The sequence below is a fragment of the Streptomyces sp. NBC_01431 genome, from assembly GCF_036231355.1.
Lineage (GTDB): Bacteria > Actinomycetota > Actinomycetes > Streptomycetales > Streptomycetaceae > Streptomyces.
The window spans coordinates 7482001-7507858 of record NZ_CP109496.1; the positions used below are offsets into that span (position 1 = coordinate 7482001).

General features: G+C 67.8%; 15 protein-coding genes and 1 pseudogene. 4 read left to right on the forward strand and 12 right to left on the reverse strand.

The features are described 5' to 3' along the window. Positions 1 to 80: 80 nt before the first annotated feature. The 3 genes from OG522_RS34205 to OG522_RS34215 are packed head-to-tail and all read right to left on the reverse strand — an operon-like array spanning position 81 to position 3796. Complete coding sequence (locus OG522_RS34205; RefSeq protein ID WP_329466926.1) at positions 81 to 1124, reverse strand: ABC transporter permease; 1044 nt, start codon at positions 1122 to 1124, stop codon at positions 81 to 83. Then, positions 1117 to 2679 carry a sugar ABC transporter ATP-binding protein gene (locus OG522_RS34210; protein WP_329466927.1) on the reverse strand — a complete coding sequence of 521 codons (1563 nt, stop codon included), beginning with the start codon at positions 2677 to 2679 and terminating at the stop codon, positions 1117 to 1119. Before OG522_RS34210 ends, OG522_RS34205 begins: the two co-directional genes overlap by 8 nt. A 58-nt stretch (positions 2680 to 2737) precedes the next feature. After that, complete coding sequence (locus tag OG522_RS34215) at positions 2738 to 3796, reverse strand: sugar ABC transporter substrate-binding protein (protein ID WP_329466928.1); 1059 nt, start codon at positions 3794 to 3796, stop codon at positions 2738 to 2740. A gap of 469 nt (positions 3797 to 4265) precedes the next feature. Here OG522_RS34215 and OG522_RS34220 point away from each other — a divergent pair, with 469 nt between their 5' ends. Further along, positions 4266 to 6503: an alpha-L-fucosidase gene (locus OG522_RS34220; RefSeq protein ID WP_329466929.1), complete on the forward strand. Its 2238-nt coding sequence runs from the start codon at positions 4266 to 4268 to the stop codon at positions 6501 to 6503. Between the two features lie 130 nt (positions 6504 to 6633). Here OG522_RS34220 and OG522_RS34225 read toward each other — a convergent pair whose 3' ends face one another. The 9 genes and pseudogenes from OG522_RS34225 to OG522_RS34265 all read right to left on the reverse strand — a co-directional run bounded on the left by OG522_RS34225 (position 6634) and on the right by OG522_RS34265 (position 22113). After that, positions 6634 to 7950 carry a ricin-type beta-trefoil lectin domain protein gene (locus OG522_RS34225; protein ID WP_329467844.1) on the reverse strand — a complete coding sequence of 439 codons (1317 nt, stop codon included), beginning with the start codon at positions 7948 to 7950 and terminating at the stop codon, positions 6634 to 6636. 89 nt (positions 7951 to 8039) lie between these two features. Next, positions 8040 to 10022, reverse strand: a complete 1983-nt coding sequence (locus OG522_RS34230; protein ID WP_329466930.1) for an alpha-L-fucosidase — start codon at positions 10020 to 10022, stop codon at positions 8040 to 8042. Between the two features lie 66 nt (positions 10023 to 10088). Beyond that, positions 10089 to 11630 carry an arabinofuranosidase catalytic domain-containing protein gene (locus OG522_RS34235; protein WP_329466931.1) on the reverse strand — a complete coding sequence of 514 codons (1542 nt, stop codon included), beginning with the start codon at positions 11628 to 11630 and terminating at the stop codon, positions 10089 to 10091. A gap of 113 nt (positions 11631 to 11743) precedes the next feature. Next, positions 11744 to 13390 (reverse strand): glycoside hydrolase family 27 protein, encoded by a 1647-nt coding sequence (locus OG522_RS34240; RefSeq protein WP_329467845.1) that lies wholly within the window; start codon positions 13388 to 13390, stop codon positions 11744 to 11746. A gap of 171 nt (positions 13391 to 13561) precedes the next feature. Further along, a pseudogene (locus OG522_RS34245) lies at positions 13562 to 15031 on the reverse strand (endo-1,4-beta-xylanase); the annotation flags it as partial. A gap of 43 nt (positions 15032 to 15074) precedes the next feature. Further along, on the reverse strand, positions 15075 to 16244 hold the full coding sequence (locus OG522_RS34250; RefSeq protein ID WP_329466932.1) for a ricin-type beta-trefoil lectin domain protein: 1170 nt from the start codon (positions 16242 to 16244) through the stop codon (positions 15075 to 15077). 70 nt (positions 16245 to 16314) lie between these two features. After that, complete coding sequence (locus OG522_RS34255; protein ID WP_329466933.1) at positions 16315 to 18756, reverse strand: RICIN domain-containing protein; 2442 nt, start codon at positions 18754 to 18756, stop codon at positions 16315 to 16317. Positions 18757 to 18959: 203 nt separating this feature from the next. After that, entirely contained in the window at positions 18960 to 20555 is a 1596-nt protein-coding gene (locus tag OG522_RS34260) for an arabinofuranosidase catalytic domain-containing protein (RefSeq protein WP_443074783.1), read from the reverse strand. A gap of 802 nt (positions 20556 to 21357) precedes the next feature. Next, the gene (locus OG522_RS34265; protein WP_329466935.1) at positions 21358 to 22113 is read right to left on the reverse strand and encodes a FadR/GntR family transcriptional regulator; all 756 of its coding nucleotides are present in this window, start codon (positions 22111 to 22113) and stop codon (positions 21358 to 21360) included. A 432-nt stretch (positions 22114 to 22545) separates the two neighbouring features. On the opposite strand from OG522_RS34265, the gene OG522_RS34270 reads away from it, so the two are divergent. The 3 genes from OG522_RS34270 to OG522_RS34280 all read left to right on the forward strand — a co-directional run bounded on the left by OG522_RS34270 (position 22546) and on the right by OG522_RS34280 (position 25797). Beyond that, positions 22546 to 23928: an ABC transporter substrate-binding protein gene (locus OG522_RS34270; protein WP_329466936.1), complete on the forward strand. Its 1383-nt coding sequence runs from the start codon at positions 22546 to 22548 to the stop codon at positions 23926 to 23928. 17 nt (positions 23929 to 23945) lie between these two features. Continuing rightward, positions 23946 to 24839, forward strand: coding sequence for a carbohydrate ABC transporter permease (locus OG522_RS34275; RefSeq protein WP_329467846.1), 894 nt, complete (start codon positions 23946 to 23948; stop codon positions 24837 to 24839). A gap of 67 nt (positions 24840 to 24906) precedes the next feature. After that, complete coding sequence (locus OG522_RS34280) at positions 24907 to 25797, forward strand: carbohydrate ABC transporter permease (RefSeq protein WP_329466937.1); 891 nt, start codon at positions 24907 to 24909, stop codon at positions 25795 to 25797. The last annotated feature ends 61 nt before the right edge of the window (positions 25798 to 25858 follow it).

Genomic DNA, 25858 nt, shown 5'->3' on the forward strand with positions numbered 1-25858 from the left:
GGAGGCAGACGGCAACGCGGGCCCCTGCGACGGGAGAACGGGTGGTGATGGGGTGTGGTGGTGGGGAGCGGCTGCCGGGTTCACTCCTGGACTTTGCCGCCGGTGATGCGCGAGATCGACAGGGCGACCAGGATGATCAGGCCGTTGAGCGCGCCGATCCACTGTGCGGGCACGCCCGCGAGGGTCAGTACGTTCTGGATCATGAACAGCAGCAGGATGCCGCTGAAGGCCCCGAACATGGTGCCCTTGCCGCCGTTGAGGCTGATCCCGCCGATCACGGCGGCGGCGAAGACGGTGAAGATGTAGCCGTTGCCCTGGGCGGATGCGACGGAGGCGAGGCGCCCGGACAGCAGGAGGCCGGCGAGGGCGGCCAGCAGGCTGCCGGTGACGATGACGATGCCCAGCACCCGGTCGGTGCGGATCCCGGCGGCCTTGGCGGCGTCCACGCTGCCGCCGATCGCGTACAGCGAACGCCCGAAGCTGGACCAGCCCAGAACGACGATGGCGACGGCGAAGAGCACCAGACAGACCCAGATGGAGGCCGGCATCCCGAACCATTCGGTGGTGCCCAGGTAGAGCATCGACGGCGGCAGCTGGAAGAAGGTCTGGCCCCCTGAGATCCCGGTGAGGACGCCGCGCAGCACGATCAGCATGCCGAGGGTCACGATGAAGCCGTTGAGGCCGAAGCGGATGATCAGCAGGGCGTTGACGCCCCCGATGAGCAGGCCCACGGCAAGGGTGACGGGGACCGCCCAGGCGCCGGGCAGCAGGCCGAGTCCGTGCCCCGCTCCTTCCGGGACCACCAGCCACGCGGCCACGCCGGGTGCCAGGCCCATGGTGGACTCCAGCGACAGGTCCATCTTCTTGACGATCAGGATCATCGTCTGGGCGAGGACAAGCAGGGCGATCTCGGACATGGTTTGCAGGACGTTGATGAGGTTGTCCGCCTGCAGGAAGACCGGGTTGACGATCTGGCCGACCACCGCGATCACCACGATGGCCGGGACGAGGGCGAGGTCACGCAGCCGGGCCAGCGGTATCCGGCCGCCGAACAGGCCGGTGCGCCCCGGCCCTTGCTCCGGGGCCTTGGCGGCGGGCGCGTCCGCGAGGACGGATTCAGGCATCGAGGTCCACTCCTTCCATCGCGGCGACGAGGTCGTGGTCGTGCCAGCCGCGGGCCATCTCTGTCGTCACCCGGCCCTGGAACATGACCAGGATCCGGTCGCACATGCGCAGGTCGTCGAGTTCGTCGGAGGCGATGAGCACTCCGGTGCCGGTCGCCGCTATCTCCTCGACCTTGCCGAGGAGGAACTCCTTGGACCGCACGTCCACACCTGCCGTGGGGTTGATCAGGACCAGCAGCCGAGGGTCATCCGCCAGGGCGCGAGCCATGACGACCTTCTGCTGATTGCCGCCGGACAGTGCGGAAACGGGCAGGTTCGGTCCGGGCGTCTTGATCGCCAGGTTCTCGATCAGGCCCTGCGCGAGCCGGTCCCGGCGCCGGGTGCTGATGTACCCGTTCCGGCCGAGTCTGGCGGGTACGGACAGCGTGGTGTTGTCCGCGATCGACATGTCGGGCACGAAGCCCTCGTGATGCCGGTCCTGCGGGACGAACCCCGCGCCGGCGGCCAAGGCGGCCGGCACACTGCCCGGCCGGGGCCGCCGGCCCGCGATCTCCACCCGGCCTGCGTCGGCCGTCCGCAGTCCCACGACGGTCTCCGCCACCTCGGTGCGTCCGCTGCCCGCCGCTCCGGCCAGCCCGACGATCTCGCCGGCGCCGACCTGAAAGGTGAGACCGCCGTACGTGTCGCCGCTCAGGTCTCCTACGTTCAGCGCGGCCGTGGCAGCCGGGTCGAGGGTGCTCCCCCGATCCGCGCGACCGGCGGCCGCCGCCTCACCCGTCATGGCGGCGACGAGTTCGGTACGCGGCAGGTCGGCGACCGGGGCGGTGAGAATGTGCTGGGCGTCCCGGAACACCGTCACCATGTCGCAGATCTCGTACACCTCCTGCAAATGGTGACTGATGAACAGGAAGGTCACGCCCTGGCGTTGCAGGTCGCGGATGCGGTCGAAGAGCCGAGCGATGGCCGACGCGTCGAGCTGCGCCGTCGGCTCGTCCAGGATGATGAACCGGGCGCCGAAGGACAGCGCGCGGGCGATCTCGACGAACTGCCGCTGCTCGACGCCGAGATCACCGGCCGGTGTCTGCGGGTCGACATCCACCGACCACGCCGACAGCAGCTCCTGCGCCCTGCGGCGCACGCCCTGCCAGCTGATCAGCCGGTTGTGGCCATGGTCGTGCCGGTTCAGATAGAGGTTCTCCGCGACGGTCAGCGTCGGGATGATGGTCGACTTCTGGTAGACGCAGGCCACTCGGCTGCGCCAGGCTTCGCGGTCCGTTCGCCGTGGCGCGGGGTCGCCGTCGAAGGTGACCGTTCCCTCGTCCGGGGCCTGTAGGCCGGTGAGGATGGACACCAGCGTCGATTTGCCGGCGCCGTTGCGGCCGACCAGGGCGTGCGTCTCGCCGGGTCTGATGGTGATCCGGGCGCCGCGCAGGGCCACCGTCGGACCGAATCGTTTGACAATGCCCGTCGCCTCGACGACGGGTGGATCCTCGGGGACCCGTACGTCGTCCTTGGGCGCGGGCGCGGGGCTGACCGTTGGTTCCCCGTCGCTCATCTCAACCGCCTGGTTCTGGTGGGTACTTGGGTGTCTTCGTGAATGAGCTGATGCGGCGTCAGTTCAGGTTGTTGCCCCACAGGGACTTGTCGTCGCTCTTGAGACTGGGGATGCCGCCGTACGTGCCGCCGTCGGCGGTGACGAGCGGAGCCGAGAGCTGGTCTTCGAGCAGCCCGTCGCGGACCTGGACGATGGTGCTGTCGTGGTCCGTCCTGCCGGGCTTGAAGGTCTTCCCGTCGATCGCGGCCTTGAGGTAGTAGAGGGCGTACTTGGCGTAGAGGTCGGCCGGCTGGGAGACGGTGGCGTCGACGTGCCCGGCGGCGATGTCCTTCAGTTCCTCGGAGATACCGTCGTTGGAGACGACGAAGACGTGCTTGCTGTCCTTCGGGTCGACCAACAGGCTCTTCTGCTTGAGGACTTGGAGGGTCCCGGACAGCGCGAAGCTGGACTGCATGTAGATGCCCTTGATGTCCGGATGGGCGGTCAGGTCCGTCTGGAGCTTCTGTGCGGCGACGGCGCCGTCCCAGCTCGTGGCCTCGCCGAACACCGTGATGTCCGGATACTTCTGTTTCATGCACGTGTTGAACGCCTCTGTACGGTCACGGCCGTTGATGGAGTCGAGGCCGCCCTCCAGCATCACGACCTTGCCCTTGCCGCCGAGCTTGGTGCCGAGGTACGCGCAGGCCTTCTCGCCGTACGCGCGGTTGTCGGCCCGGACGACCATGAAGACCTTTCCGCTGTCGGGGCGGGTGTCCACGGTGACGACCGGGATCTTCTTGGCCTCCAGCTGCGCCAGCGTCGGCGCGATGGCGGCCGTGTCCTGCGGGGCCATGGCGAGGCCCTTGACGCCCTGGCTGATGAACGTCTGCGCGTTCGCGGTGAGCTTGGCGATGTCGTTCTGCGAGTTGGTGGTCTTGAGCGAGAGGCCAAGCTGCTTGCCGTACTCCGGCGCGTACTTGATGTACGAGTTCCAGAAGTCGGTGTCGGAACGCGGATAGTCGACCCCGACCAGCGGCGAACCGCCCGCCGCGGAGGCGCCCGAGCCGCCGCAGGCGGTGAGGAGCGCCAGGGCGGACAGGGTCGAGGCGGTGGAGCACAGGGCGGTTCTGAGTCTCATCGGTACTTCCTCGCGCTGGTCCCGAAGCGGGAGATGTCCGGCAGGGCAACTGTCGTAGGCCCTCTGCACCAGATAGATGGGATGTATGTATAGGTGGGGACGTTGGTGTTGTCCAGCCCTGGGATGAAATCCGGTTGTTTAGACGGCTTTTGGAACGGGTGCACCCTTGCGGTGGCTCGCTCGGCGGGAGAATCCATCCCATCAATACTGGCGAGTGTGCGCCATGTGAGCGCTGGAGGCAACCCCGGAAACATTCCATGTCTGGGTCAGACGAATTCCTCACCAGGATGGAGATACAGCCCAAATCCACTACCGTCTATGGGGATTTCATCCCTGCACGCTGGTTGACACCGTCGGGACGCATGCCGGACCTTCGTGCGTAACACCCGGCGCCCGAGATCCCCACGCGCCGCGCGGCCCGCCTCGCCCTGCCACAACTCCCGTCCCCTCACGTACCAGGGAAGAACCCATGTCGAGTTCGAGCTCGCTCAACAGACGCCAGTTCCTGGCCGCTGCCACCTGTGTGGCCGCAGCGGCCGTCGCCGCAAACGTGCTGAGCGCAGGCCGGGCGCAGGCGGCCCCCGGCAGTTACGTGCCCACATGGGACTCCGTCGACCAGCACCCGCCGGCCCCGGAGTGGTTCCAGGACGCCAAGTTCGGCATCTACTTCCACTGGGGCGCCTTCAGCGTTCCCGCCTACGACAACGAGTGGTACCCGCGCAACATGTACATAGGTGGCAGCGCCGCCAACCAGCACCACATCGCAACCTACGGCGAGCCGTCCGCGTGGCCGTATCACAACTTCATCAACGGGGCGAAGGACCTGGCGGGCAGGACGGTCCAGTTCGCGCCCCGGCTCAAGTCGGCGGGCGGCAACTTCGACCCGGATGAGTGGGCGCGGTTGTTCGTGGACGCCGGTGCCAGATTCGCCGGTCCGGTCGCCGAGCACCACGACGGCTTCTCGATGTGGAACAGCCAGGTCAACGAGTGGAACTCGGTCGCCAAGGGCCCCGGGCTCGACCTGCTGGGGCTCCTCTCCACGGCCATCCGCGCCAAGGGCCTGAAGCTGCTGGTGGCCATGCACCACGCGTTCCACTTCAACGGCTTCTACGACCACGTCCCCGCTCAGACGGACAGCAGCCTCAAGAAGCTCTACGGCCAGCTGGGCCCCGCGGCGGAGAACCAGCTCTGGTTCGACAAACTCAAGGAGGTCATCGACCGCGCGCAGCCCGACGTCCTGTGGCAGGACTTCAAGATGGATGCCGTCGACGAGGCACAGCGCCTGAACTTCCTGGCGTACTACTACAGCAAGGCCAACAGCTGGGGCCGTGAGGTCGTCGCCACCTACAAGGACGGTATGAACAACAGGGGCGAGGTCTTCGACTACGAGCGAGGTGGCCCGGCCGACACCACCGCCCCCTACTGGCTGACCGACGACAGCATCTCCAGTAGCAGTTGGTGCTACACCCAGGGCATCGGCTACTACACCATCCAGCAGATGCTGCACGCGTTCATCGACCGGGTCAGCAAGAACGGCAACATGCTGCTGAACATCGCGCCGATGGCCGACGGCACGATCCCGCAGGCACAGCGGGACATCCTGCTCGGCCTGGGCGACTACCTGAAGCGCTTCGGTGAGTCGGTGTACGAGACGCGGGCCTGGACGGCCTACGGCGAGGGCCCGACGAGGATGGGTGGTGGGTCGTTCACCACTCCTCATGTCGGCACGGCGCAGGACATCCGATTCACCCGGAACAAGGCGAACAACGTCCTGTACGCCACCGTCCTGGGCTGGCCCGACAGCTCGCTGACGATCAAGACCCTCGGTTCGGACCGGATCGATTTGTCGTCGCTGACCTCGGTCAAGCTCCTCGGTCCCACCGCCGGCACCTACATCGACCTGCCCGCCCCGGCGCAGAGCTCTGCGGGCCTCACGGTCACCCTGCCGTCCTCGGCGCCGTACAGTGCGGGTGCCTACGTCCTGAAGCTCGCCTTCTCCGGTGCGATACCCGGCCTGTGGCCACAGACCGGTGCCATCGCCTTCGCGGACGTCAACTACAGCGGCGCCGCCGCCGTGCTCACCGTGGGCGACCACACCGCGAGCGCCCTGGCCGCGGCCGGACTGGGCGCGCGCAGCCTTTCCTCCCTGAGGCCGGCGCCCGGCTACCAGGTGATCGGATACTCCGGAGACGGCTTCACCGGTACCTCCTGGACCTTCAACGCCGCAAACCCCGACCTGCGGGTCACCGGCAACAACGACCAGATCACCTCGCTGAAGATCCGGTTCAACCCGGTCACGTACTTCCGCATCACCAACGCCACCGACGGACTCGCCCTGGACAGCGGCGGCAACGTCGCCTCCGGGTCCGATCTCAAACAGTGGGCCTGGGACGGCAGTGGCAACCTGCAATGGCAGGCGGTCGACGTGGCAGGCGGCTACTACATGTTGGTCAACCGCACCAACGGCATGGTCGCCGACGGGTGGGGCGCCACCTCCAACGGGTCAACGGCCCGTCAGGCCGCGTGGAACGGCGGCACGAACCAGCAGTGGAGCATCACCCACCGGGGCGGTGACCTCTACTCGATCGCCAACCGCACCACCGGCCTGGTCCTGGACAGCGGCGGCAACATGACCTCGGGCTCTGTCACCAAGCAGTGGACATACGACGGCAGTACGAACCTTCTGTGGACTTTCACGGCGGTGTGATCCGCGCGGCGAGCGGCGGCCGGGGCCGGCGTGCACGCGGAGTGATGCCGTGGGAGCCCCGCGAGATCCGGTGTGGTGGTGCGTCGAGATCGGCGGGGCCGGGCTCGCACAGCTGCCCGGCCCCGGTGGGTCAACTCAGCAGGTGCCAGCGCTGGTTGGCGCCGGCCGTGCAACTCCACAGCTGGACTTTCGTCCCGTTGGCGGTCCCCAGGCCGTTGGCGTCCAGGCAGAGCCCCGACTGCACGGCTGTGATCGCGCCGTCGGGATTGATGTTCCACTGCTGGTCCGGCTGCCCGCCGCAGTCCCAGATCGCCGCCGGGGTGCCGTTGCCCGCTGCCTGGCCGGAGGTGCCCAGACACTTGTTGCCGTACACCACCAGCTGCTTTCTGGCGGTGTGGGTCCACCGCTGGTTGGAACCGCCGTTGCAGTCCCACAGTTGCGCCTGAGTGCCGTTGGCCGTGGTCGAGTTGTTGATGTCGAGGCAGCGTCCCGACTGCTGGCCGACGATCTTCTGGTTGTCGGTGGGCGGTGACGGATTCGAGCCGAACTGTGTGAAGAACTGCCACACCGCTGCCGATGTCCAGGTGTGCCAGCCGTCGCCGGTGGAACCGTCGATGGGGCCGGGGTCGTGGCCCGCGCCGTCGAACGCGGCCCAGACGACGGGGTATCCGGACCTGCATCCGGAGTAGGTGGTGATGATGTGCGTCAGGCTTCCGTAGGCCGGCTCGGGCGGATTCTGCGGAGTGCAGCCGTTCGTCCGGACGAAGGAGTCGCGCAGTTCCCGCCCCGAGGAGATGGGCAGCACGTTGTCACGTAGGCCGTGCAGACCCATGTAGGCGATGGGCTGGGTCCCGCCGTTGCACCCGCTGAGGTTCGCGCCGGAGTAGACCGCGACCGCGCGGAAGACTGTCGCCCGGGAGCAGGCGAGTGCGTACGACATCGCGGCGCCGTAGCTGAAGCCGGCGGAGAACAGCTGCGTGGTGTCGACGCACAGACCTGCTTCGAGCTGGCTGACCATGGCGTCGACGAAGGCCACGTCCTGGCCGCCGGGGTTGGCCCAGCCGTTGCCGTTGCCCTGGGGGGCGACGAAGACCGTGCTGTTGTTCGCGTTGTCCGCCAGGCGCCGCAGGCCGTAGTAGGACCAGTTGTACCCGTCCGTTCCGCCCGAGTCGACATCGGCAGCCGTGCCGCCCCGCCAGTGGAAACCGAAGATCAGCCGGTAGGGGTGGTTGCTGTCGTAGCCTGCGGGGACGCGCAGTATGTAACTGCGTGTCTGGCCGCCGCTCTGAATCGTGTGTGTACCACTCGTCAGCGTCGGGGCCCTGCCGCAGCCGGCGGTCGTTCCGACGGCGCCGGTGGTCGTGGCCGCCGCGGTCGAGCCAAGGCCGCTGCTGAACGAGGTGCCCGCGGCTGACAGGACGAGAAGCAGCGCGGCCGCGATGGACATCAAGAGCGACGTACGTTTCATACAGCCTTCTTCCGAAACCGATGGATGGGCAGGGAGCGTGAGCCGGACCGCGTCGCCGCTGTGGCAGTTCAGATTCCGGTGAAGGTCCACTGGTTGTTGGTGCTGGAGTTCGGCGTCCACATCACGGTGGTCGAACCGGCCGTGGTGCTGCCGCTGCCGTCAAGCGCGGTGCCGGTGCCCCGATTGACGATCTGGTAGCGCCCGCCGCCGAGGTTGTTGAGCGACCACTGCTGGTTGTTGCCGCCGTTCCACGCCGCCTGGCGGCCCGGAGCGCCGTTGGCGGAGTTGCCCCAACTGTCGGCGACCATGCCGTTGGTGCGGTTCATGATGCGGTGGTAGCCGTTGCCGAGGTCGATCAGCTGCCACTGCAGGTTGGTGCTGCCGTCGTAGTTCCACTGCTTGAGGTTGGAGCCAGAGGCGACGTTGCCCCCGCTGTCGAGCACCAGTCCACTGGCCACGTTGGCGATCTTCACCCACGTCGTGGAACCGCCCGGCGCGCCCAGGACGGGAATCTCACCGGAGAAGGTGAGCTTGACCGTATACGCCAGGGCGCTGAACGGCGGGTTGGACGAGGGCATGGCGAGGTGCAGGCCGGAAGCGTCCTGGGTCGGGGCAGGCAGGTCGGTGTAGGTGCCGGCGGTTGGGTTCAGCAGTTTGGCGCCGGTCAGGGTGCTGAGGTTGATCTGGTTCGAGTTCAGCGTCGTGATCGTCATGGTGGCGCCCTGCCAGCCCAGCGCGGTGGCGTAGAGGACCTTGTTGTCCTGGCTGCGGGTGAAGCGGACGTCGTGCGGTTTGCCGGCCACCGGCCCGCTGAACGCTCCTCCGCCCATCTTGGTGGGCCCCTCGCCATAACTGGTCCAGGAGCGGGTCGCGTAGACCGCCTCTCCGAACCGGCCGAGCCAGTCGCCCATGGCGAGCAGGATGGACTGCTGCCCGGAGGGGATGGTGCCGTCGGCCATCGGAGCGATGTTCAGCAGCATGCTGCCGCCCTTGCTGACCCGGTCGATCAGCGAGTGGAGCAGTGCCTGCGTCGAGTAGTAGCCGATGCCTTCCGTGTAGCACCAGCTGGAGGAGGAGATGCTGTCGTCGGTCAGCCAGTAGGGGGTGAGCAGCCCTGCCGGGCCGCCGCGCTCGAAGTCGAAGACCTCGCCTTTGTTGTCGAGGCCGTCCTTGTAGGTCGCGGCAACGTCCTTGTTCCACGAGACCGCCTGGTTGTAGTAGTGCGCGAGGAACTGGAGCCGGTAGGGCTCCTGCACCAAACTCAGGTCGAAGTCCTGCCAGACCAGGTCCGGCTGGTAGCCGTCGATGACCTCGACCAACTTGTCGTACCAGAGCTTGTTCTCCGCGGCCGGGCCCTGCTGGCCGAAGAGGACGCGCAGCGCCGGGTCCGACTGGTTCGGCACGTGGTCGTAGAAACCGTTGAAGTGGTAGGCGTGGTGCAGCGAGGCCATGAACTTCAGCCCCTGCCCGCGGATGGCCCGCGCGTGCAGCCCCACCAGGTCGAGTCTGGGACCGTGCTGGACCGAGTTCCACGGGTTGGCGCGGCTGTTCCACATGGAGAAACCGTCGTGGTGCTCGGCGACCGGCCCGGCGAACCTGGCGCCCGCGGCCTTGAACAGCCGCGCCCAGGCGTCCGGATCCCAATTGCCGCCCTGGGAGGCCGGTTTGGGGGCGAACTGGACGTGGTTGCCGGCCTTGTCGCGGGCACCGTCGATGAAGTTGTTGTACGGCCACACCGAGGGGTCGCCGTAGGTGGCGATGTGGTGCTTGTTCTCGTTCGAGCCGCCGATGTACATGTTGCGCGGATACCACTCGTTCCCGAACGCCGGAACGCTGAAGACGCCCCAGTGGTAGTAGATGCCGAACTTGGCGTCCTGGAACCAGGCCGGGGCCGGTGGGTGCTGGTCCACGGAGGACCAGCTCGCGCTGTAGCTCTTGGGGCCTTCGGTCGCGGCGGCCTCGGGGGCGAACCTCAGCAGCCCGAAAGCCGTGGCCGCGCCGGCCGCCGCCAGCAGTCGGCGCCTGCTGAGGGGCAGGGACGAGGAAGACATGTGGGGCCTCTCGGGGGAATTGACGGAGGTGGTACGGGAGTTGGTGACCGTCGGCCGGTCACCGGATCAGTCGCGCGTCCACTTCTGGTTGCTGCTGCCGTTGCAGGTCCACAGTTGTACGGGGGTGCCGTTGGCGGTCGCGGCGCCGGTGACGTCCAGGCACAGGCCGGACTGGGCGTTGGTGAGGGTGCCGTTGGAGTTGAGGTTCCACTGCTGGTTGCTCTGGCCGTTGCAGGGCCAGGTGATGACCTTGGTGCCGGGTGTGGTGCCCTGGTGGGAGGCGTCCAGGCACAGGCGGCTGTTGCCCTCGTACACGGTGAGCTGGTGGGAGGAGGTCTGGGACCATGCCTGGTTCGCCTGGCCATTGCAGTCCCAGATCTGAGTCTGCGTCCCCGCCGTCGTGGACGAGTTCGGCACATCCAGACACCGGCCCGCACCCGCCGCGCGCAACGCGCCCATCGTGCCACCTCCACTGCCCACCCCGTAACCGGCAGCGGTGATGGCTGCCTGGACGGCGCTCTCGGTGGCGTCGGAGGGGTAACCCGCTGTCATGGCGCCTTCGAAGAACTCGCCCACGCCATTGGGACTGTTGTCACCCCCGGTGCCGAGCAGGACCGAGCTGTCGACCTTCATCGGCGAGTAGCCGTTCGGCAAGGGGCCGGAGAAGGTGGTGGTCAGACCGCCGCTGGTTCCGTTGCCGTATTTGAGAGTGAAGTTGCTGGTGCCGTTGTTCTTCAGCCACGCGCTGACGAAGGGGGCGTGCACACCGGGGTTGTTGGGATCCTTGTTGGAGCCGGTGTTGGTGTGGAACATGCCGTTCTCCAGGTCGGCCTCGACCCATGGGCCGCTGCCGGTGCATCCGCCGAACCAGCAGGCGTTGCCCCAGTAGATGGCGTTCATGGTGGCGTTGCCGGTGTCGGTGTGGGAGTTCTCACCGCTGCCGTAGTCGAAGCAGCACCACTGGTTCGTGTAGTTCGACGACGTCACCATGTAGATGCCTTCGGGCTGGGAACCGGTGGCCACGCCGCTCGCGTGGTCGAGCCGGTAGCCGACGCCGGGGGTGACCTTGACCCCGAAGACCTGGTGGCCGGCCGCGGTCACCGGCAGGGCCATGGCGTCGGCCCCGATGTCAAAACCGTTGGGGCCGGGGCCCTTCCAGTAGCCGCCCCAGGAGATCGGCAGGTCGTTGTGCCTGGCGCTCTGGTCGTAGATCTTCGTGATCGTGCACGACGTGCCCGAACAGAACGAGACCTGGGACGCGGAGTCGGCGTACCCGCCCGCGCTGAGCACATCGATGTCGCGGTAGCCGCGATCGGAGGCTCGCTGGATCTGGTACAGCGCCCCGTTGTAGGACGCGAAGAGCGCCCTGGTGGTGGAATGCGCCGTCACACAGGGCGTGCCGCCCGCGGCATAGATGTCACACGGAAGCGACGCACCGGCCGCGGCGGCGTTCGCGGAGTGGGCCGCCGGGAGGTGGATGGCGGCCGAGTCGGTGTGCGCGGTCGTGGCGAACGCCGGTGTGCAGAACGCGGCCACGACCATCGCCAGGACGGCGAGGATCACGGCCGTGCATCGCCTTCGCCGGTGTCGCGTTGCAGGCTTGTGCATGAAGACCTCCTCTGTGGTGGTGCCGCCACGCGGCGACACCACATCTGCCGTTGGGCGACGGGAGGGGGCCCGGCTGTCCGCGGGTGGGGCCCACCGAGGCGGAGGATGGGCACTCATCGCAGGGCCCACTGCTGGTTGCCGCTGCCGTTGCAGGTCCACAGTTCGGCGAGGGTTCCGTCGGCGGTGGCCGCTCCGGTGACGTCCAGGCAGAGGCCGGACTGGGCGCCGGTGACCGTGCCGTTGGAATTCAGCGTCCACTGCTGGTTGCTCTGGCCGTTGCACGGCCAGATCTCCACCTTCGTCCCGGCGGTGGTCTGGTTGTTGTAGGCGTCCAGGCACATCTGGCCGCTTCCGGAGTAGACGGCGAGCTGGTTGGACGTGGAGCGCGTCCATGTCTGGTTGGCCCCGCCGTTGCAGCTCCAGATCTGCACCTGGGTGCCGGCGGTCGTGGTGGAGTTCGGTACGTCCAGGCACTTGTCCGCACCCACCGCGTGCAAAGCACCGGTCACGCTGGTGCCGCCGCCGCCGCTGGTGCCGCCCGCGACCCGGTACATCACCGTGCCGTGGGCCGGCACCGAGGCGCTGATCGTGGCCGAGGTGGTCGACGCCGCCCCCGACCACAGGTCGGTCAGCGTGTAGACGGACGCCCCGCTCTTTCCGATGGCGGCCGCGGTGGTGGTGATGGTCGCCGTCGAGCCCGTCTCGTTGAACAGCGCCACCGAGACGTCCCCGTTGGCGAGCGGCTTGGCCAGCACGTCCAGGCCGCCCGAGGACGACACCATGGTGCCCTGTCTGCCCAGGGCGTCCTGGTCGACCGCGATCACCCGGGAGTTGGTCAGCGTGGACAACGTGTCCGCACCGGCCGAGGCGATGTTGGTGCCGGCGATCAGCGGCGCGGCCATCTCCGCCCACAGGCTGAACTCACTGCGGCTCTCGGTGGCCGTCAGCGAGCCGTTGCCGACCTCCAGCATGTCCGGGTCGTTCCAGTGGCCGGGGCCCGCGTACGAGGCGAGTCCCACGTTGCTGTGGAAGATCGACAGCATGCTGGAGAAACTCGCACTGATGTCGCCGGTGGTACGCCAGCTGTTGCCCACGCCCGCGCCCCAGGTCCACACGTTCTCCTGCCCCCAGTTGCACAGGCTGTACAGGATCGGCCGGTTCGTGGCCGCCAGGGCGTCCCGCATCGTGGTGTACCGGCTCTGCGCCGGCACCCCGTTGTTGTTGCAGTTGTCGTACTTCAGGTAGTCCACGGCCCACGACGCGAACGACTTCGCGTCCGTGGCCTCGTGCCCCAGGCTGCCCGGATACCCCGCACAGGTCGCGGTGCCCGCGTCCTCGTAGATCCCCAGCTTCAGTCCCAGCGAGTGCACATAGTCCGCGGTGCCCTTGATGCCGTCGGGGAACTTGGCGGGATCCGGTACCAGGTGGCCACCGGAATCGCGGTTGTGCGTCATCCAGCAGTCGTCGATGTTGACGTACGCATAGCCCGCCGCCTGCATGCCGTTGGTGTGCATCGCCTGCGCGGTGGACTTGATCAGCGCCTCGGACACGTTGCAGCCGTACGCGTTCCAGTCGTTGAAGCCCATCTGCGGGGTCTGCGCCAGAGCGTTGTTCAACGCGGCGGCGGGCTGCGCCACGGCGGGGGAGAGGAACGGGGCGGTCACCGCGAGGAGCGCGACCGAGAAGGTGAGTGCCAGCGTCCTGCGTATGACCGGCCGCGACAGCGGGGGCAATAGGCGTCTTGCTCTCACGAAGATCATGGCCATGCCATCTACTCCCTGGACGGGTCTCGGGGCGGTCCTTCGGGTGTGTGGAGCCTGCCGGCGCTCGCGGTGGCGCCCCCGCCGGGCGGTGGCGGCGGACGCGGTGGCCGTTCTCGTCCTGCCGCAGCGATCCGGCGGGCGGCGCGCGCGTCGGCGCCGACTACCTCACTTGAGGTTCCAGTGCTGGTTGGCGCCGCCGCTGGAGTCCCAGACCTGGACCGGGGCCCCGTTGGCGCTCTGTCCGCCGGGGACCTCAAGCGCCCGGCCGGAAGCGACGTTGGTCAAGGTGTACGAACCATCGCCGTTCCGACTCGCCTGCCAGTGCTGGTTGGCACCACCGTTGGCGTCCCAGATCTCCATCCGAGTGCCGTTGCCCGTCTGGCCACCCGGCTCGTCCAGAACGCGTCCACTGGCGATGTTCGTGAACGTGTAGGAGCCGTCGCCGTTCTGACTCGCCCGCCACTGCTGATTCGCGGCACTGCCATTGGCGTCCCAGATCTGCAAGGACGTGCCGTTCGCCGTCTGTCCGGCCGGCGCGTCCAACACCCGCCCCGCGGCGACATCGCTCAGCGAGTACACGGTGCCCGAGACGATGCCGCCGGAGTTCCCCGTACTCCCGCCGAGCGCGGACAGGACCGCGCCATAGGCCGCCTTCTTGTTGCCGTTGTTGTCGAACAGCAACGGGTTCTCTCCCGTCCGCCATGAGTCGCTGTCCCTGATTCCCCACGCGGTGATGCCGGTGCAGCGGGCGACGTTCATGCATGCCTGGACGGTGTTGGCGTAGGCGGTCGGTGATGCCTGGGCGATGTCGAGTTCGGTGATCTGGACGTCGACGCCGAGGGCGGCGAAGTTGGCCAGGGTGGTGCGGAAGCTTGCGGGCGGGCCGCCGGCGCCGAAGTGGCTCTGGAATCCGACGCAGTCGATGGGTACGCCGCGCGACTTGAAGTCCTTGACCATGTTGTAGACGCCCTGGGTTTTGGCGTCCGACCAGTTCTCGATGTTGTAGTCGTTGTAGCAGAGTTTGGCCGAGGAGTCGGCGGAGCGGGCGGTGCGGAAGGATTCCTCGATGAAGCCGTTGCCCAGCACGTTCTGGAACACCGAGCTGCGGTGCTGGCCGCTGCCGTCGTCGGCGAAGGCCTCGTTGACGACGTCCCAGGCGTAGATCTTGCCCTTGTAGTGGGTCATCTCCGTGGTGATGTGGTTGTCCATCACACCGCGCAGGGTGTTCGCGTCGCCTATGGAACTGACCCAGGACGGAAGCTGCGAGTGCCACACCAGGGTGTGGCCGCGCATGCGCTGGCCGTGCGCCGTGGCGTGGTTGACGATCTGGTCGGCGGGGCCGAAGTTGAAGTTGCCGCGGGACGGTTCGGTGGTGTCCCACTTCATCTCGTTCTCCGGGGTGATCATGTTGAATTCCCGGTCGAGAATCGTCGAATACGTCGAGTCACCGAGCTTCCCGGCAGCCACGGCCGTGCCGAAATAGCGGCCGCTGCCGGCCGCTGCCGCGCCCAGCGTGCCGGATGCGGCGTGTGCGGCGGGGCTCGCCGGACCGGTCAGGGCGAGTACCGTGCCGGCCACCAAACCGGTGGACAAGCTCAGTGCCTTGTGGAGACGGGGCTCCTTGTTGGGCCAGGACATGAAGGATCGCTCTCCTCGTGTGTGTGGGGGATGGGGGCACCGGTCACGAGACGGTGCTGCGGTCGAGTCGTGTTACGGAGCTGACCGGCACATTGGTCCACTGTTGGTTGGTTCCGCCGTTGCAGTCCCACAGGACCAGTTGCGTACCGTCGGTGGTGGACGCACCGGGGTCGTCGAGGCAGCGGCCGGAGACCGGATTGCGGTAACCGCCGTTGTACGCCTGCCATTGCTGGTTGGTTCCGCCGTTGCAGTCCCAGATCTCGATCTTGGTGCCGTTGGCGGTACCACCGCCCGTGGCGTCGAGGCACTTGCCGAGCGCCCGCAGGGTGCCGTCGGAGCGCGCGGACCACCACTGCGCGTCGGCGCCGTTGCAGGACCAGATCTGCGCGGCTGTCCCGTTGGCGCTGTTGCCGCCGTTGACGTCCAGGCACTTCCCCGCGACCCCGGAATGCACAGGCCCGCCCGCGGAGACCGGCGGCTTGATCCAGCCTGCCGCGTCCGCGGCCTGGACCCCGGCGTTGAAGGCGTCCGCCATCTTGGTGTAGCCGCTGTCGTTGGGGTGCAAGGGGTCGGACAGGTCCGCGGTGGTCAGCGCGCTCATGTCCACCAGGCGTACGTGCTTGCCGGCAGCCTGCTCGGCCTGAACGATGCCGGGCAGCTTGGCGTTGAACGCGGGGCGGGTGGCCTCCTCGGTGCTGCTGGTGGAGACGATCACGGTGCCGACAAGGACGGTCGCGTCAGAGGCGTCGGCCGTGATCTGGTCGATGAGCGCGTGGAGCCGTTCGGCGGCGGGCTCAGCCTGAGAGCCGCCGTTCAGATCATTGGTGCCGATCTCCAGGGTGATCACGTTGGGCCGGTACCGGGCAAGCACGGAGTCCGCGATGCCTGCTATCTGGTCGATGCGCCAGCCGGAGTGGCCTTCGTTGTCCGGGTCGGACATGGTGCCGTTGCGGCCCGAGCCGACGAAGTCCAGGCCGTGTCCTTCGGACGTCAGTTGGTTCCACAGGAAGCCCCGGTAGCTGTTCCCGGACGGGCTGCCGACGCCCCAGGTGATCGAGTCACCCAACGGCATCAGCCGTAGGCTGGCGGGCGCGGCGGCGGCCCCGGTGGCGGACGGTGCCTTGCCGCCGGTCGCGGCTGCCGCGGGCAACGCGCCGCTCAGGCCGATCGCGGCCGTCAGCGCCGCGGCCAAGGGCATCCAGTACTTCTTCATCAGCGTTCCTCACTGGTGGGGGACAGTGGGTGTGGTGAACGAACCGTCAGTTGGTGCGGGCGCCCGCCGGTCAGCGCGGGGTGAAGTCCTGGTTGGTGCCGGCGGTGTTCTTGCAGGGCCATTGGTCGAGCTGCTGGCCGAGGTTGCCGCCGGCACCGTGGACGTCCAGGCACAACCCGCTGTTCAGGTTCTGGAAGGCGTATGAGCCGTCGGACTGTTGCACCGGCAGCCACAGGCTGGATGCGCCGCTGGACGCCTGCTGCACGATGTCGGGCGTACCGGCGGCCGTGGAGCCGCCCGACACCGTCACGAACTCCCCGGAGTTCTGCGCCTGCAACTGCCCATAACCGTCCGAGACGGGCACGAACTGGAACTGCTGGTTGCCCTGCCCGTTGCACGTCCACTGGTCGATCGCGGCGCCCGTGCTGCCCGAGTTGCCGTACACGTCCACGCACAGACCGTCGCTGCCGATCACCAACCGGTGGTAGCCGGTGGGGAAGCCGCCGCCGGCCGACGACTGGAGGCCTGCCTGCTGGATGACCCGCTGCGCGCCCTGCGGCCAGTTGGTACCGCTGACCTGGACGTTGCCGGTGAGGACGTTGTTGTGCGGAGAACCGGTGGCCACGTACGTGTTGCCGCCGTTGTACCAGTTTCCGGAGAACGTGCTGTCGTCGGTGTGGTTGTTCCCGTTGGCGTTGGTGAACGCCCAGGTACCGGCGTCCTGCACCACGTTGTTCGAGACGGTCAGATACCGGGAGCCCTCGTCTAGGTACAGCGCGGTGGTGTGACGGTTGTCGTACATGTAGTTGTCGGAGATCACCGAGCCGGGGTTCGCGGACAGGCTGTAGATGCTGCCGCCGTCGAACATCGAGTTCTTGGTGTTGAAGACCAGGTTGTAGGAGACGGTGTTGTTCTTCAGCGTCGTGGGAGTGCTGTAGACGGGCTGGTAGTTGTACGTGCCGCGGTTGACGTAGTCCTGGCTGCCGCCCGGGTCGTTGGCGCCCCAGCCCCAGCCGATGTCGATCCCGTCGTAAGGAAGGTGGTCGCACTGGTTGTGGGTGATCGTCGCGTTCGTGACGTAGGTGGAAAGGATGGCCGCGGTCTCTTTGTAGTCGGTGCCCACCCCGCTGACCCGGTTGTTGCTGATGATGATGTTCTGGTTGGTCATCTGCGAGTTGCTGGGGTGGTGCGCGTCCGGCTGGATCCCGCCGACCTGGATGCCGCTGCCGGCGTCGTCGGTGAACGTGTTGCCGGTGATGGTGATGCCGCTCGCGCCGAGCCCCGTACCGGAGGCCGTGGCGACGCCGTCGTTGCCCACCCCAAGGCCGGCCTGCCCGAGTTCGGAGAACGTGTCGCCGGAGAAGGTGATGCCCGCGGCGGCGGAGACCTGTACGGCAGCGGGCATCTGCGACCAGTGGTTACGCGTGGCCTCGAACTGCGGGCACCCCGACTTGCAGCTGCTCAGCCAGTCCGCCGGCATCGGGTAGGCGCCGGTGATGTGCGCGCCGCTCTGCTGGTCCGCGTAGCCGTCGGACCCGCTCGGGCCGAGCCAGGAGGTTCCGGTGAACCGGATGCCGGTGAACCGCAGACCGATCGCGGGTGCGCCGTAGCTGCCGCTGATGCCGAGCAGGCTTTGCAACCGGGGCAGTTCAATGTCGAGGCTGCCCGGATTCTGGCCCGGCTGGGCCCGGTAGTACAGGTCACCGGTCGAGGAGTTGAGGTACCACTGTCCGGCCTGCCTCAGGAACGAGTAGTTGTTCTCCAGATACATCGTCCCACCGGCGAACGGCGCGTTGATGGTGTCGTAGCCCCAGGAGTTGTTGTTCCATGCCGGCTGCTGCATGGTGATGGTGTTGCCGCTGATCGACTGGACCGGCGCGTAGCGGTCGGTGAAGGAGTTGAGGCTCTCGACTTCCATATGGTTCTGGTCCGAAAGGCCGGACAGGTAGTTGAGAGCGGAGTTGGTGATGGTCAGGCCGGTCTGGGTGAAGGCGAAGTCGGAGCGGGACACCTGGATCGCCGCCCGCGGTGCCTCCTTGCCGTTCACGTACAACTGGCGCGTGTTCACACCCGTGCCGACGTGGACCGACCAGATGTTGTTCGTCTGGTCCTGTACCCGCCAGCCGGTCACCTGCTGGGCGCCGGTCACGACCGGCTGCTGCCCGGACCCGGCCTGGTAGGAGATGGTGTGACCGTTCTGGCCGCCGTCCTCGGAGCCGAAGGCCAGCGGCTTGGACTGCCGGTAGGTGCCGCCGGCCAGGTTCACCACGACGTCCGAATCGGCCGAGAGCCGGTGCGCGGGCTGCCGCGCCTGGTCGATGGTGGCGAACGGCTGCTGGGCGCTGCCGTCCCCGCCCGGCGCCGCGCCCGGAGCCACGTACAGTGCGACGGCCGCTGCTTGGCGTTCGGCCGGTACCGCGCTCGCGGTCCCCGCTGTGGCGACGGCAGCGAGCAGGGCGAGCAGAGCTACCGGGACGGCCCAGCGGTCGCGGAGCACTCTGGGTCTGGGCATGGTCATCCTTGAGTAGGGGCGCCTCTGGCGCGCATGGCCTGTTGCCGGGCGTGCGGGCGCCCTGATCTGGTGGCGGGTACGGGCCGGGGCCGGGTATGTGGGCGCCTTGATCTGGTGGCGAGCGGGCATGCGGGCGCACGCGTCCGGTGGCCAGTGCGGCCCGCGGCCGACGGTGAGCCGGCCACGGGCGGGGGCCCTTCAGGTCAGTTGAGGCGCCACTGCTGGTTGGATCCGCCGTCGCACGGCCAGAGTTCAGCCAGGGCGCCGTTGGCCGTGGAGGCGCCGGTGACGTCGAGGCAGAGCCCGGACTGGATGCCGGTGACGGTGCCGTCTGAGTTCAGCTGCCATTGCTGGTTGGCGCCGCCGTTGCACGGCCAGGTCACCACCTTGGTGCCGGCGGTGGTCTGGTTGTCGAAGGCGTCCAGACACATCTGGCTGCTGCCGCTGTAGACCGTCAGCTGGTTGGAGGAGGTGCGGGTCCAGGTCTGGTTGGCGCTGCCGCTGCAATCCCAGATCTGCGGCTGTGTGCCGGCTGTGGTGGACGAGTTCGGTACGTCCAGGCACTTGTTCGCGCCCACCGCGTGCAGCGCGCCGGTACCCGTACTGCCGGCGGCGTTGCTGTATCCGGCCGCGGTGATGTTGGCCTGGACCGCGTTCTCGGTGGCGTCCGACGGATAGCCGGAGGTCATCACGCCCTCGTAGAAGGTGCCTTGGGCGCCCTTGCTGTTGTCGCCGCCGGTGCCCAGGATGATGGCACCCTGCTTGCGCATCGGGTTGTAGCCCGCGACGTTGGGACGCGGCCCGTCGTAGAAGGTGGACAGGCCGCCCGACTGGGCGTTGCCCCCGCGGATCGCCCAGTGGTTCGCGCCGCCCTTGATGATGGCGGTCGTATACCGGTAGTTGATGGTCGGGTCGTTGGCGTTGTAGTGCTGGTTCACCCCGGAGAACAGGCCGTTCTCCAGGTCGGCCATGATCCACGGACCGTTGCCCGAACCGTAGCCCCACACCTTGATGTTGCCGAAGTAGATGGCTTCCATGGTGCCGTTGCCGTCGTCGTTGCTGTTCGTCTCGGCGTTGCCGTAGTCGAAGCAACAGCCGCCGTTGTAGTGCGTGCCGTCGAAGATCGCGTACATGCCCTCGGGGTTGTCCCCGGTCGCGACGCCGTTGGTGTGGTTGTTGCGGTAACCCGTACCGGGCGCCACGAAGACGCCGTAGGCCTTGTGACCGCCCACCGTGGTGGGTGCGGCGGTCGCGTTCGCGAGGTTGTCGGGGCCGCCCGCGGCACCGCCTCCCGGTGCCTGGGTGAGGTGGTTACCCCGGCCCGACTGGTCGTAGACGATCGTGATCAGGCAGCTGGTCCCGGCGCAGAAGGAGTCCTGCGCGGCGGCGTTGGCATACCCGCCCGCGCTCAGGACGCCGATGTCCCGGGTGGTGTTGTCCGAGGAGCGCCGGACCTGGTAGAGCGGCCCGTTGTACGCGGCGTACAACGCGCGCGTCGTGCTGTGCGCCGCGACACAGGGTGTGGCGCCTGCCGCGTAGATGTCACACGGCCCTGATGTGGCCGCGCGGGCCGGGCCGGCCGTGGCCGTGGCACCGGCCAGCCCGCCGACGACCAGCGCGGCCGCGGCCCCCGCCAGGGCGAACGTCTTCAGCCGAGAGCGTGGCGAGCGCACCGGTGGAGGGACATGTGCCCGATCCGGCAGCTTGTCCGGGCCGCCACGGCGCCGTAACGCTGCGAGCAGCCGTTGGACGCCACCGCGCCCGGACAGCATGTGGTGACTTGTACGTGGGGTTCCCATCCCATCTCCCTACCGTGCAGGCGTGACCCAGTCAGGTTGTGCTGATGGCGCCATTGATGCGGCAGCGCATGAACGCGCCGTGATTGCAGTGGGATTGCAGAGAGGTTTCGGGAGGAGACGGTGCTCCCGATTCCGCGGAGCTGTCAAGGGTTTGGGAGCCCACTGTTGCGGACGTTCGCGGAATCGGTTCGATGGCTGATTCCCCCGGAACGGGGGCAATCGACGCACCATGCCGGTCCGGTACAGCGGCGGTCGAGCGGCGGCGTGGTGGGTCGCGCGGAGTGCGTTCGAGGGTCCCGCCCATGTCACCCCGGCGAACCTGTCGGCAGTACGCTGACCAGGTACGCAGCCTCCAAACACCGCTGATCTGAGACCAGTTCGGAGCACGTTCACCGAAGTGGCGTGCCTGGCCCGCTCGTTGGCGTCGTCTTCGCTCAGCGGTACGTCATTGACCCCGTACCCCGCCGGTCGTACCATCCAGTCGAAGCGCTTGCATGGAATCGGTTCGCTTCACACTTTGCGGTGGTGCGTGAGACGCGGAACTCATGACGCTGACCGTTGGTGTGACGTCGTTTCCCGCGCACTCATGACACCCGGTCACCTCTTGTCGGGTCGGGCGCACCACGGCCGGCGAGCAGGCCACCCCTCTGGCGCCGGTGAGTGCTGGAGCGCCGGCCCAGCGCCATTCGCGAAACAGGTGGCCGGCGTTCTGTGATGCCGTAGGCGCGGCCCGCCCCCGCGGACCTATCGACCGCACTGCCACAGCGAAGTGGAGCCGCGGCCGTCAGGAATCTCGCGGACATCAGCCAAAGACGCGCTGCTGAATTCTCTTGCGATAGTCCTCAAGGGTGTTGTCGATGTGGGTGGCGGCCGCGAGGACTGCGTCCTCGGGGCGGCCGTCCTTGATGGCGTGGAAGATCGCGTCGTGTTCCTCGATGGCGGCCGCCCCGTGCCCGCCCAGCGTGCCGCGCAGTGCGATGACGCCCGACTGGCTCTGCAATCGCCGCGCCTCCTGCACCGCCACGGACAGGAAGGCGTTGTGAGCCGCGGCGGCGATACCGGTGTGGAAGGCGTCGTCACCCTGCTCGAACAGCTCGACGTCGCCGGACTCGAAGGCGCGGCGGCAGGTGTCGGCCGCCTTCTCGATGGCGCGCAGCTCGACGGGGGTGGCCCGGACCGAGGCCAGTCGGCTCGCCTCGGTCTCCTGGACTCTGCGGAACTCGAAGAGCATGAAGAGATGGTCGAGGTTGGTCGGCAGGAAGAATCCGCCGAATCGCCCCGAACCCAGCATGCCGGGGTCGTCGGCGACGTAGAGCCCCCGGCCCTTCTGCGCGCGGACCCGGCCGAGCGCAGAAAGGATCTTGACGCCTTCACGGACCACGGTGCGGCTCGTTCCGAGCCGCCCGGCAAGCTCCAGCTCCGTGGGCAGACGGTCGCCAGGCCGCAGATCCATGGACGCGATGAGTTCGAGCAGTTGCTCCGCTGCCACCTCGTACCCGGGTCGGTACGGAGCCTCCTCCGCGCTGCCGCCCGCCGGTCCTCTCACTGTGCCCGTCACGGAAGCCTCGCTTCTCCGTTGTTCTCGCTCGCTATGGATCTGATACATCCTCCCGCCGAGTTCGACAACGAACAAGGGGCCGGGAAAATAAGCCTGTACATCTCCGAGAGGGCGAGGAGCGCGTGCGACGACGCGGGTGCCTTCGGCGGCTGCGACGCTGGGCCTTGAGGGTCGGCGTCACCCTGTCGCCTGTCGGCATAGAGCGAATAAATGGGGCGAAGTTTCGGCCGGGATCGCTGGATCCCGACGGAAATAGGTGTGCTCATCCTCTTGACCCGGCCAGTGGGTCGGGAGCCTAATTACCGCCGAGAGGCCCGTACTCCCGTCGTCGGCAAGGACGTTGACGGATCAGGCCATGTGTATGACTCATCCCAGGCTGCCCCTCACCTGCTGCCCCCTGCCGGTGGACACACAACGGAGCGGAGAAGGCTCATGGTGAAAACGGCCGGCACCGCCGGCGGCGCGAACGGACAGGGCAGCCGCCGTGTCCGGGGCGCCGTGGTGGCCTCCTGCACCGTGCTGACCCTGGTGACCGCCGCAGCCTGTACGAGCGGCAGCGCGATCAATGGAAAGACCACCACGAAGGACGGCTTCAGACAGGTCGCTCAGGACAGCGGCGGCGCGCTGACCGTGTGGGTGGACTCGACCCGGCTGGCCGCGGCGAAGCTGTACCAGAAGCAGAACCCCGGGGTGAAGATGGACATCGTCACCTACGACGGAGACGCCAACGGGTCCCATTACCTACAGACCAAGGTCCAGCTCTTCAACCGCACCGGCAAGGGCTGGCCCGACGTGGTCTTCAGCTCGCAGAACAACGAAGTCACCTGGGCGGTCCAGGCCGGCTTCACCGCCCCGCTCAACAAGGGCCTGGTCCCCGCCTCGACCCTTGGCAAGTTCGCCTCCGGTGCCAACGACGTGTGCACCGTCGGCGGCACGCTCTACTGCCTGCGCAACGACCTCTCGCAAGGCGTCCTCTGGTACAACAAAAAGCTGCTGGACAAGTTCGGCTACCAACTGCCCACCACCTGGGAGCAGTACGCCGCCCTCGGCAAGAAGGTCGCCTCCGAACACCCCGGCTACCTGGTGGGCGACGCGGGCGACTCCTTCGCACCGGAGATCTACCTGTGGGCGAGCAAGTGCGGTGCCAATCGGATCACCGGCCCCAAAGCCGTCTCCGTGAACACCACCAGCACCGACTGCACCAAGATGGCCGAGCTCATGGACGGCCTGATCACGAACAAGTCGATGTCGACCAGCGGCGTCTTCAGTACCGACTTCGGCAAGAACAAGGCCGACAAGGTGCTGCTCATGCCCGGCCCGGCCTGGTTCGGCGGCGCCCTGTTCAGGGACACCTTCAAGATTCCCGCCGGTCAGATCGCCGCAGCCCCGGCGCCGCAGTGGAAGGACGACTCCAGCCCGGCCACCGGCAACGTGGGCGGCGGTACCTGGCTGCTGTCCGCCCACTCGGCGCACATCAAGGCCGCCACCCACTTCCTGACCTGGGTCACCACCTCCGACGACTACCAGGGCAAGGTCGCTCCCGGGTATCCCGCCTACGCCCCGGCCGCCGCCACCTGGCTGGCCGCCCAGAAGTCCCAGGGCTACTACGCCGACGACATCACCAAGCCACTCCAGGACGCTGCCACGCAGGTCTGGCCGGGCTGGGGCTCCGGCCAGTTCAGCCAGGAGGCCATCTGGGCGTCCACCGTCAAGCCCGGTCTGACCGCCGGAAAGACGATCGTCTCCCTGCTCCCCGCCTGGCAGGACGCCATCGGGAAGTACGCCCAGGCCGACGGATACAAGGTCTCCAAGTGACGACGCCCACGCGCACAATCGGCTTCGCCGGAGACCGTGTGGGCAGCGCTCCCCGACGAAGCCGGACCACCTGCCTCTTCGTCGCCGGATACGTCGTCCTGCTGGCCGCGTTCGGGGTGGTTCCCACCGGCTACGCCATCTACTTCGCCTTCACCACCGCGGACGGCGCCTTCACCGGGTTCGACAACTTCGCCACCACCGCACAGGACTTCCGCTTCCTGCCTGCCGTCGAACACATCGCCCTCTACCTGGTGTTCTGGCTCGCCCTGCTCGTGATCCTGGTCGTCGCCCTGGCACTGCTGCTGCACCGGCTGGCCTCACACGGCACGCGCAGGGCTCTGCGGTTCCTCTTCTACGTCCCCGGCGCACTGGCGGGCGCGGCAAGCGTGATGATCTGGCTGTTCATGCTCGACCCCACCGTGAGCCCGGTCGCCTTCCTGCTGCGCCGGCTCGGCTACGCCACCTTCGGCGAGGTCATCGCACCCGGCCACCTGCCACTGCTCTTCGCCCTCATCGCCTTTTGGACCGGAGCGGGCGGCTGGATCGTGGTGATGTACGGGGCGCTCAACAACATCCCCACCGAGGTACTGGAAGCCGCCCGGATCGACGGCGCCGGTGCGTGGCACACCGCCTGGCACATCCAAGTGCCGATGCTGCGCAAGTGGATCGTCTACATGGTGATCCTGGCCTTCGCGGGCGGCACCCAGCTGTTCGTCGAGCCGCAGCTGTTGTCCCAGGCCAGCGTGGGCGTGGCCGGCCGGGACTACTCGCCCAACCAGCTCTCGTACGACTTCGCCTTCCAGATGAACAACGTCAACGGCGCCGCCGCCATCTCCGTCGAGCTCCTGGTCGTCGGGCTTGTGGTCGCCACGGTCTTCGTCGCACGGTCGGGGTTCTTCGATGCCGAATGACATCAGGCCGTACGCCACCGTCAGGCCCTCCGTCACCCCCGTACCAACACCTGAGTCGCGGGGCCCGATGACCCGCCGCCGAGCACGCCCGGTCCGCAGGCCGGCGGGTCCGCGGCTGCTCATCGCGGTGGTGCTCGCCCTGTTCCTGCTGTTCTTCGTGCTGCCGTTGCTGTGGCTCGTGCTGGCCGCCACCAAATCGGACGAGCAGCTGGTGCACGGCAATCCGCTGTCCTTCGGCTCCTGGCACGCGCTGCGCGCCAACTGGGCAGCGCTGACCGGCTTCCAGGACGATGTGCTCCTGCTGTGGTTGCGCAACTCCGCGCTCTACTCCGGCCTCGCCCTGGCCATCACCCTGTGCGTCGCCGTGCCCGCCGGCTACGCCATGGCGATGACCGAGTTCCGGGGCCGGCGCGTGCTGCTGATCGCCACGCTCATCGTGATGCTGATGCCGACCGCCACCCTGGTGGTGCCACTGTTCCTCGAAGTCAACGCGGTCCATCTGATCGGGTCCATGTGGTCGGTCATCCTGCCGTACTCGTTCTACCCGTTCGGCGTCTACCTGACCTTCATCTACTTCAGCACCGCCGTCCCCAAGGACCTGCTCGCCGCGGCACGCATCGACGGGTGCTCGGAGTTCGGGGTCTTCCGGCACGTCGCGCTGCCGCTCGCCACCCCGGTCGTGGCACTGGTCGGCTTCTTCAGCTTCGTCGCCAACTGGACCAACTACTTCCTGCCCTACGTGATGCTCCCCGAGAGCGACCAGATGCCCGTGCAGGTCGGCCTCGGCACCCTCCTCGACAGCGTGCCCTCCTTCAACCCGACCGTCGGCGCGCTCGCGGTCGAGCGTCCCCAACTGGCCCTGGCCACACTGGTGGCGATCATCCCGGTCCTGGTGGTGTTCCTCTTCTCCCAGCGCTTCCTGATCGCCGGAATGCTCGCCGGGTCCACGAAGTCCTGAGCCACCAGGTCGTGGTCCGCCCGGCCTCGTGCCCGCCGCCGTCTTCCCTGCCGCAGCGCCG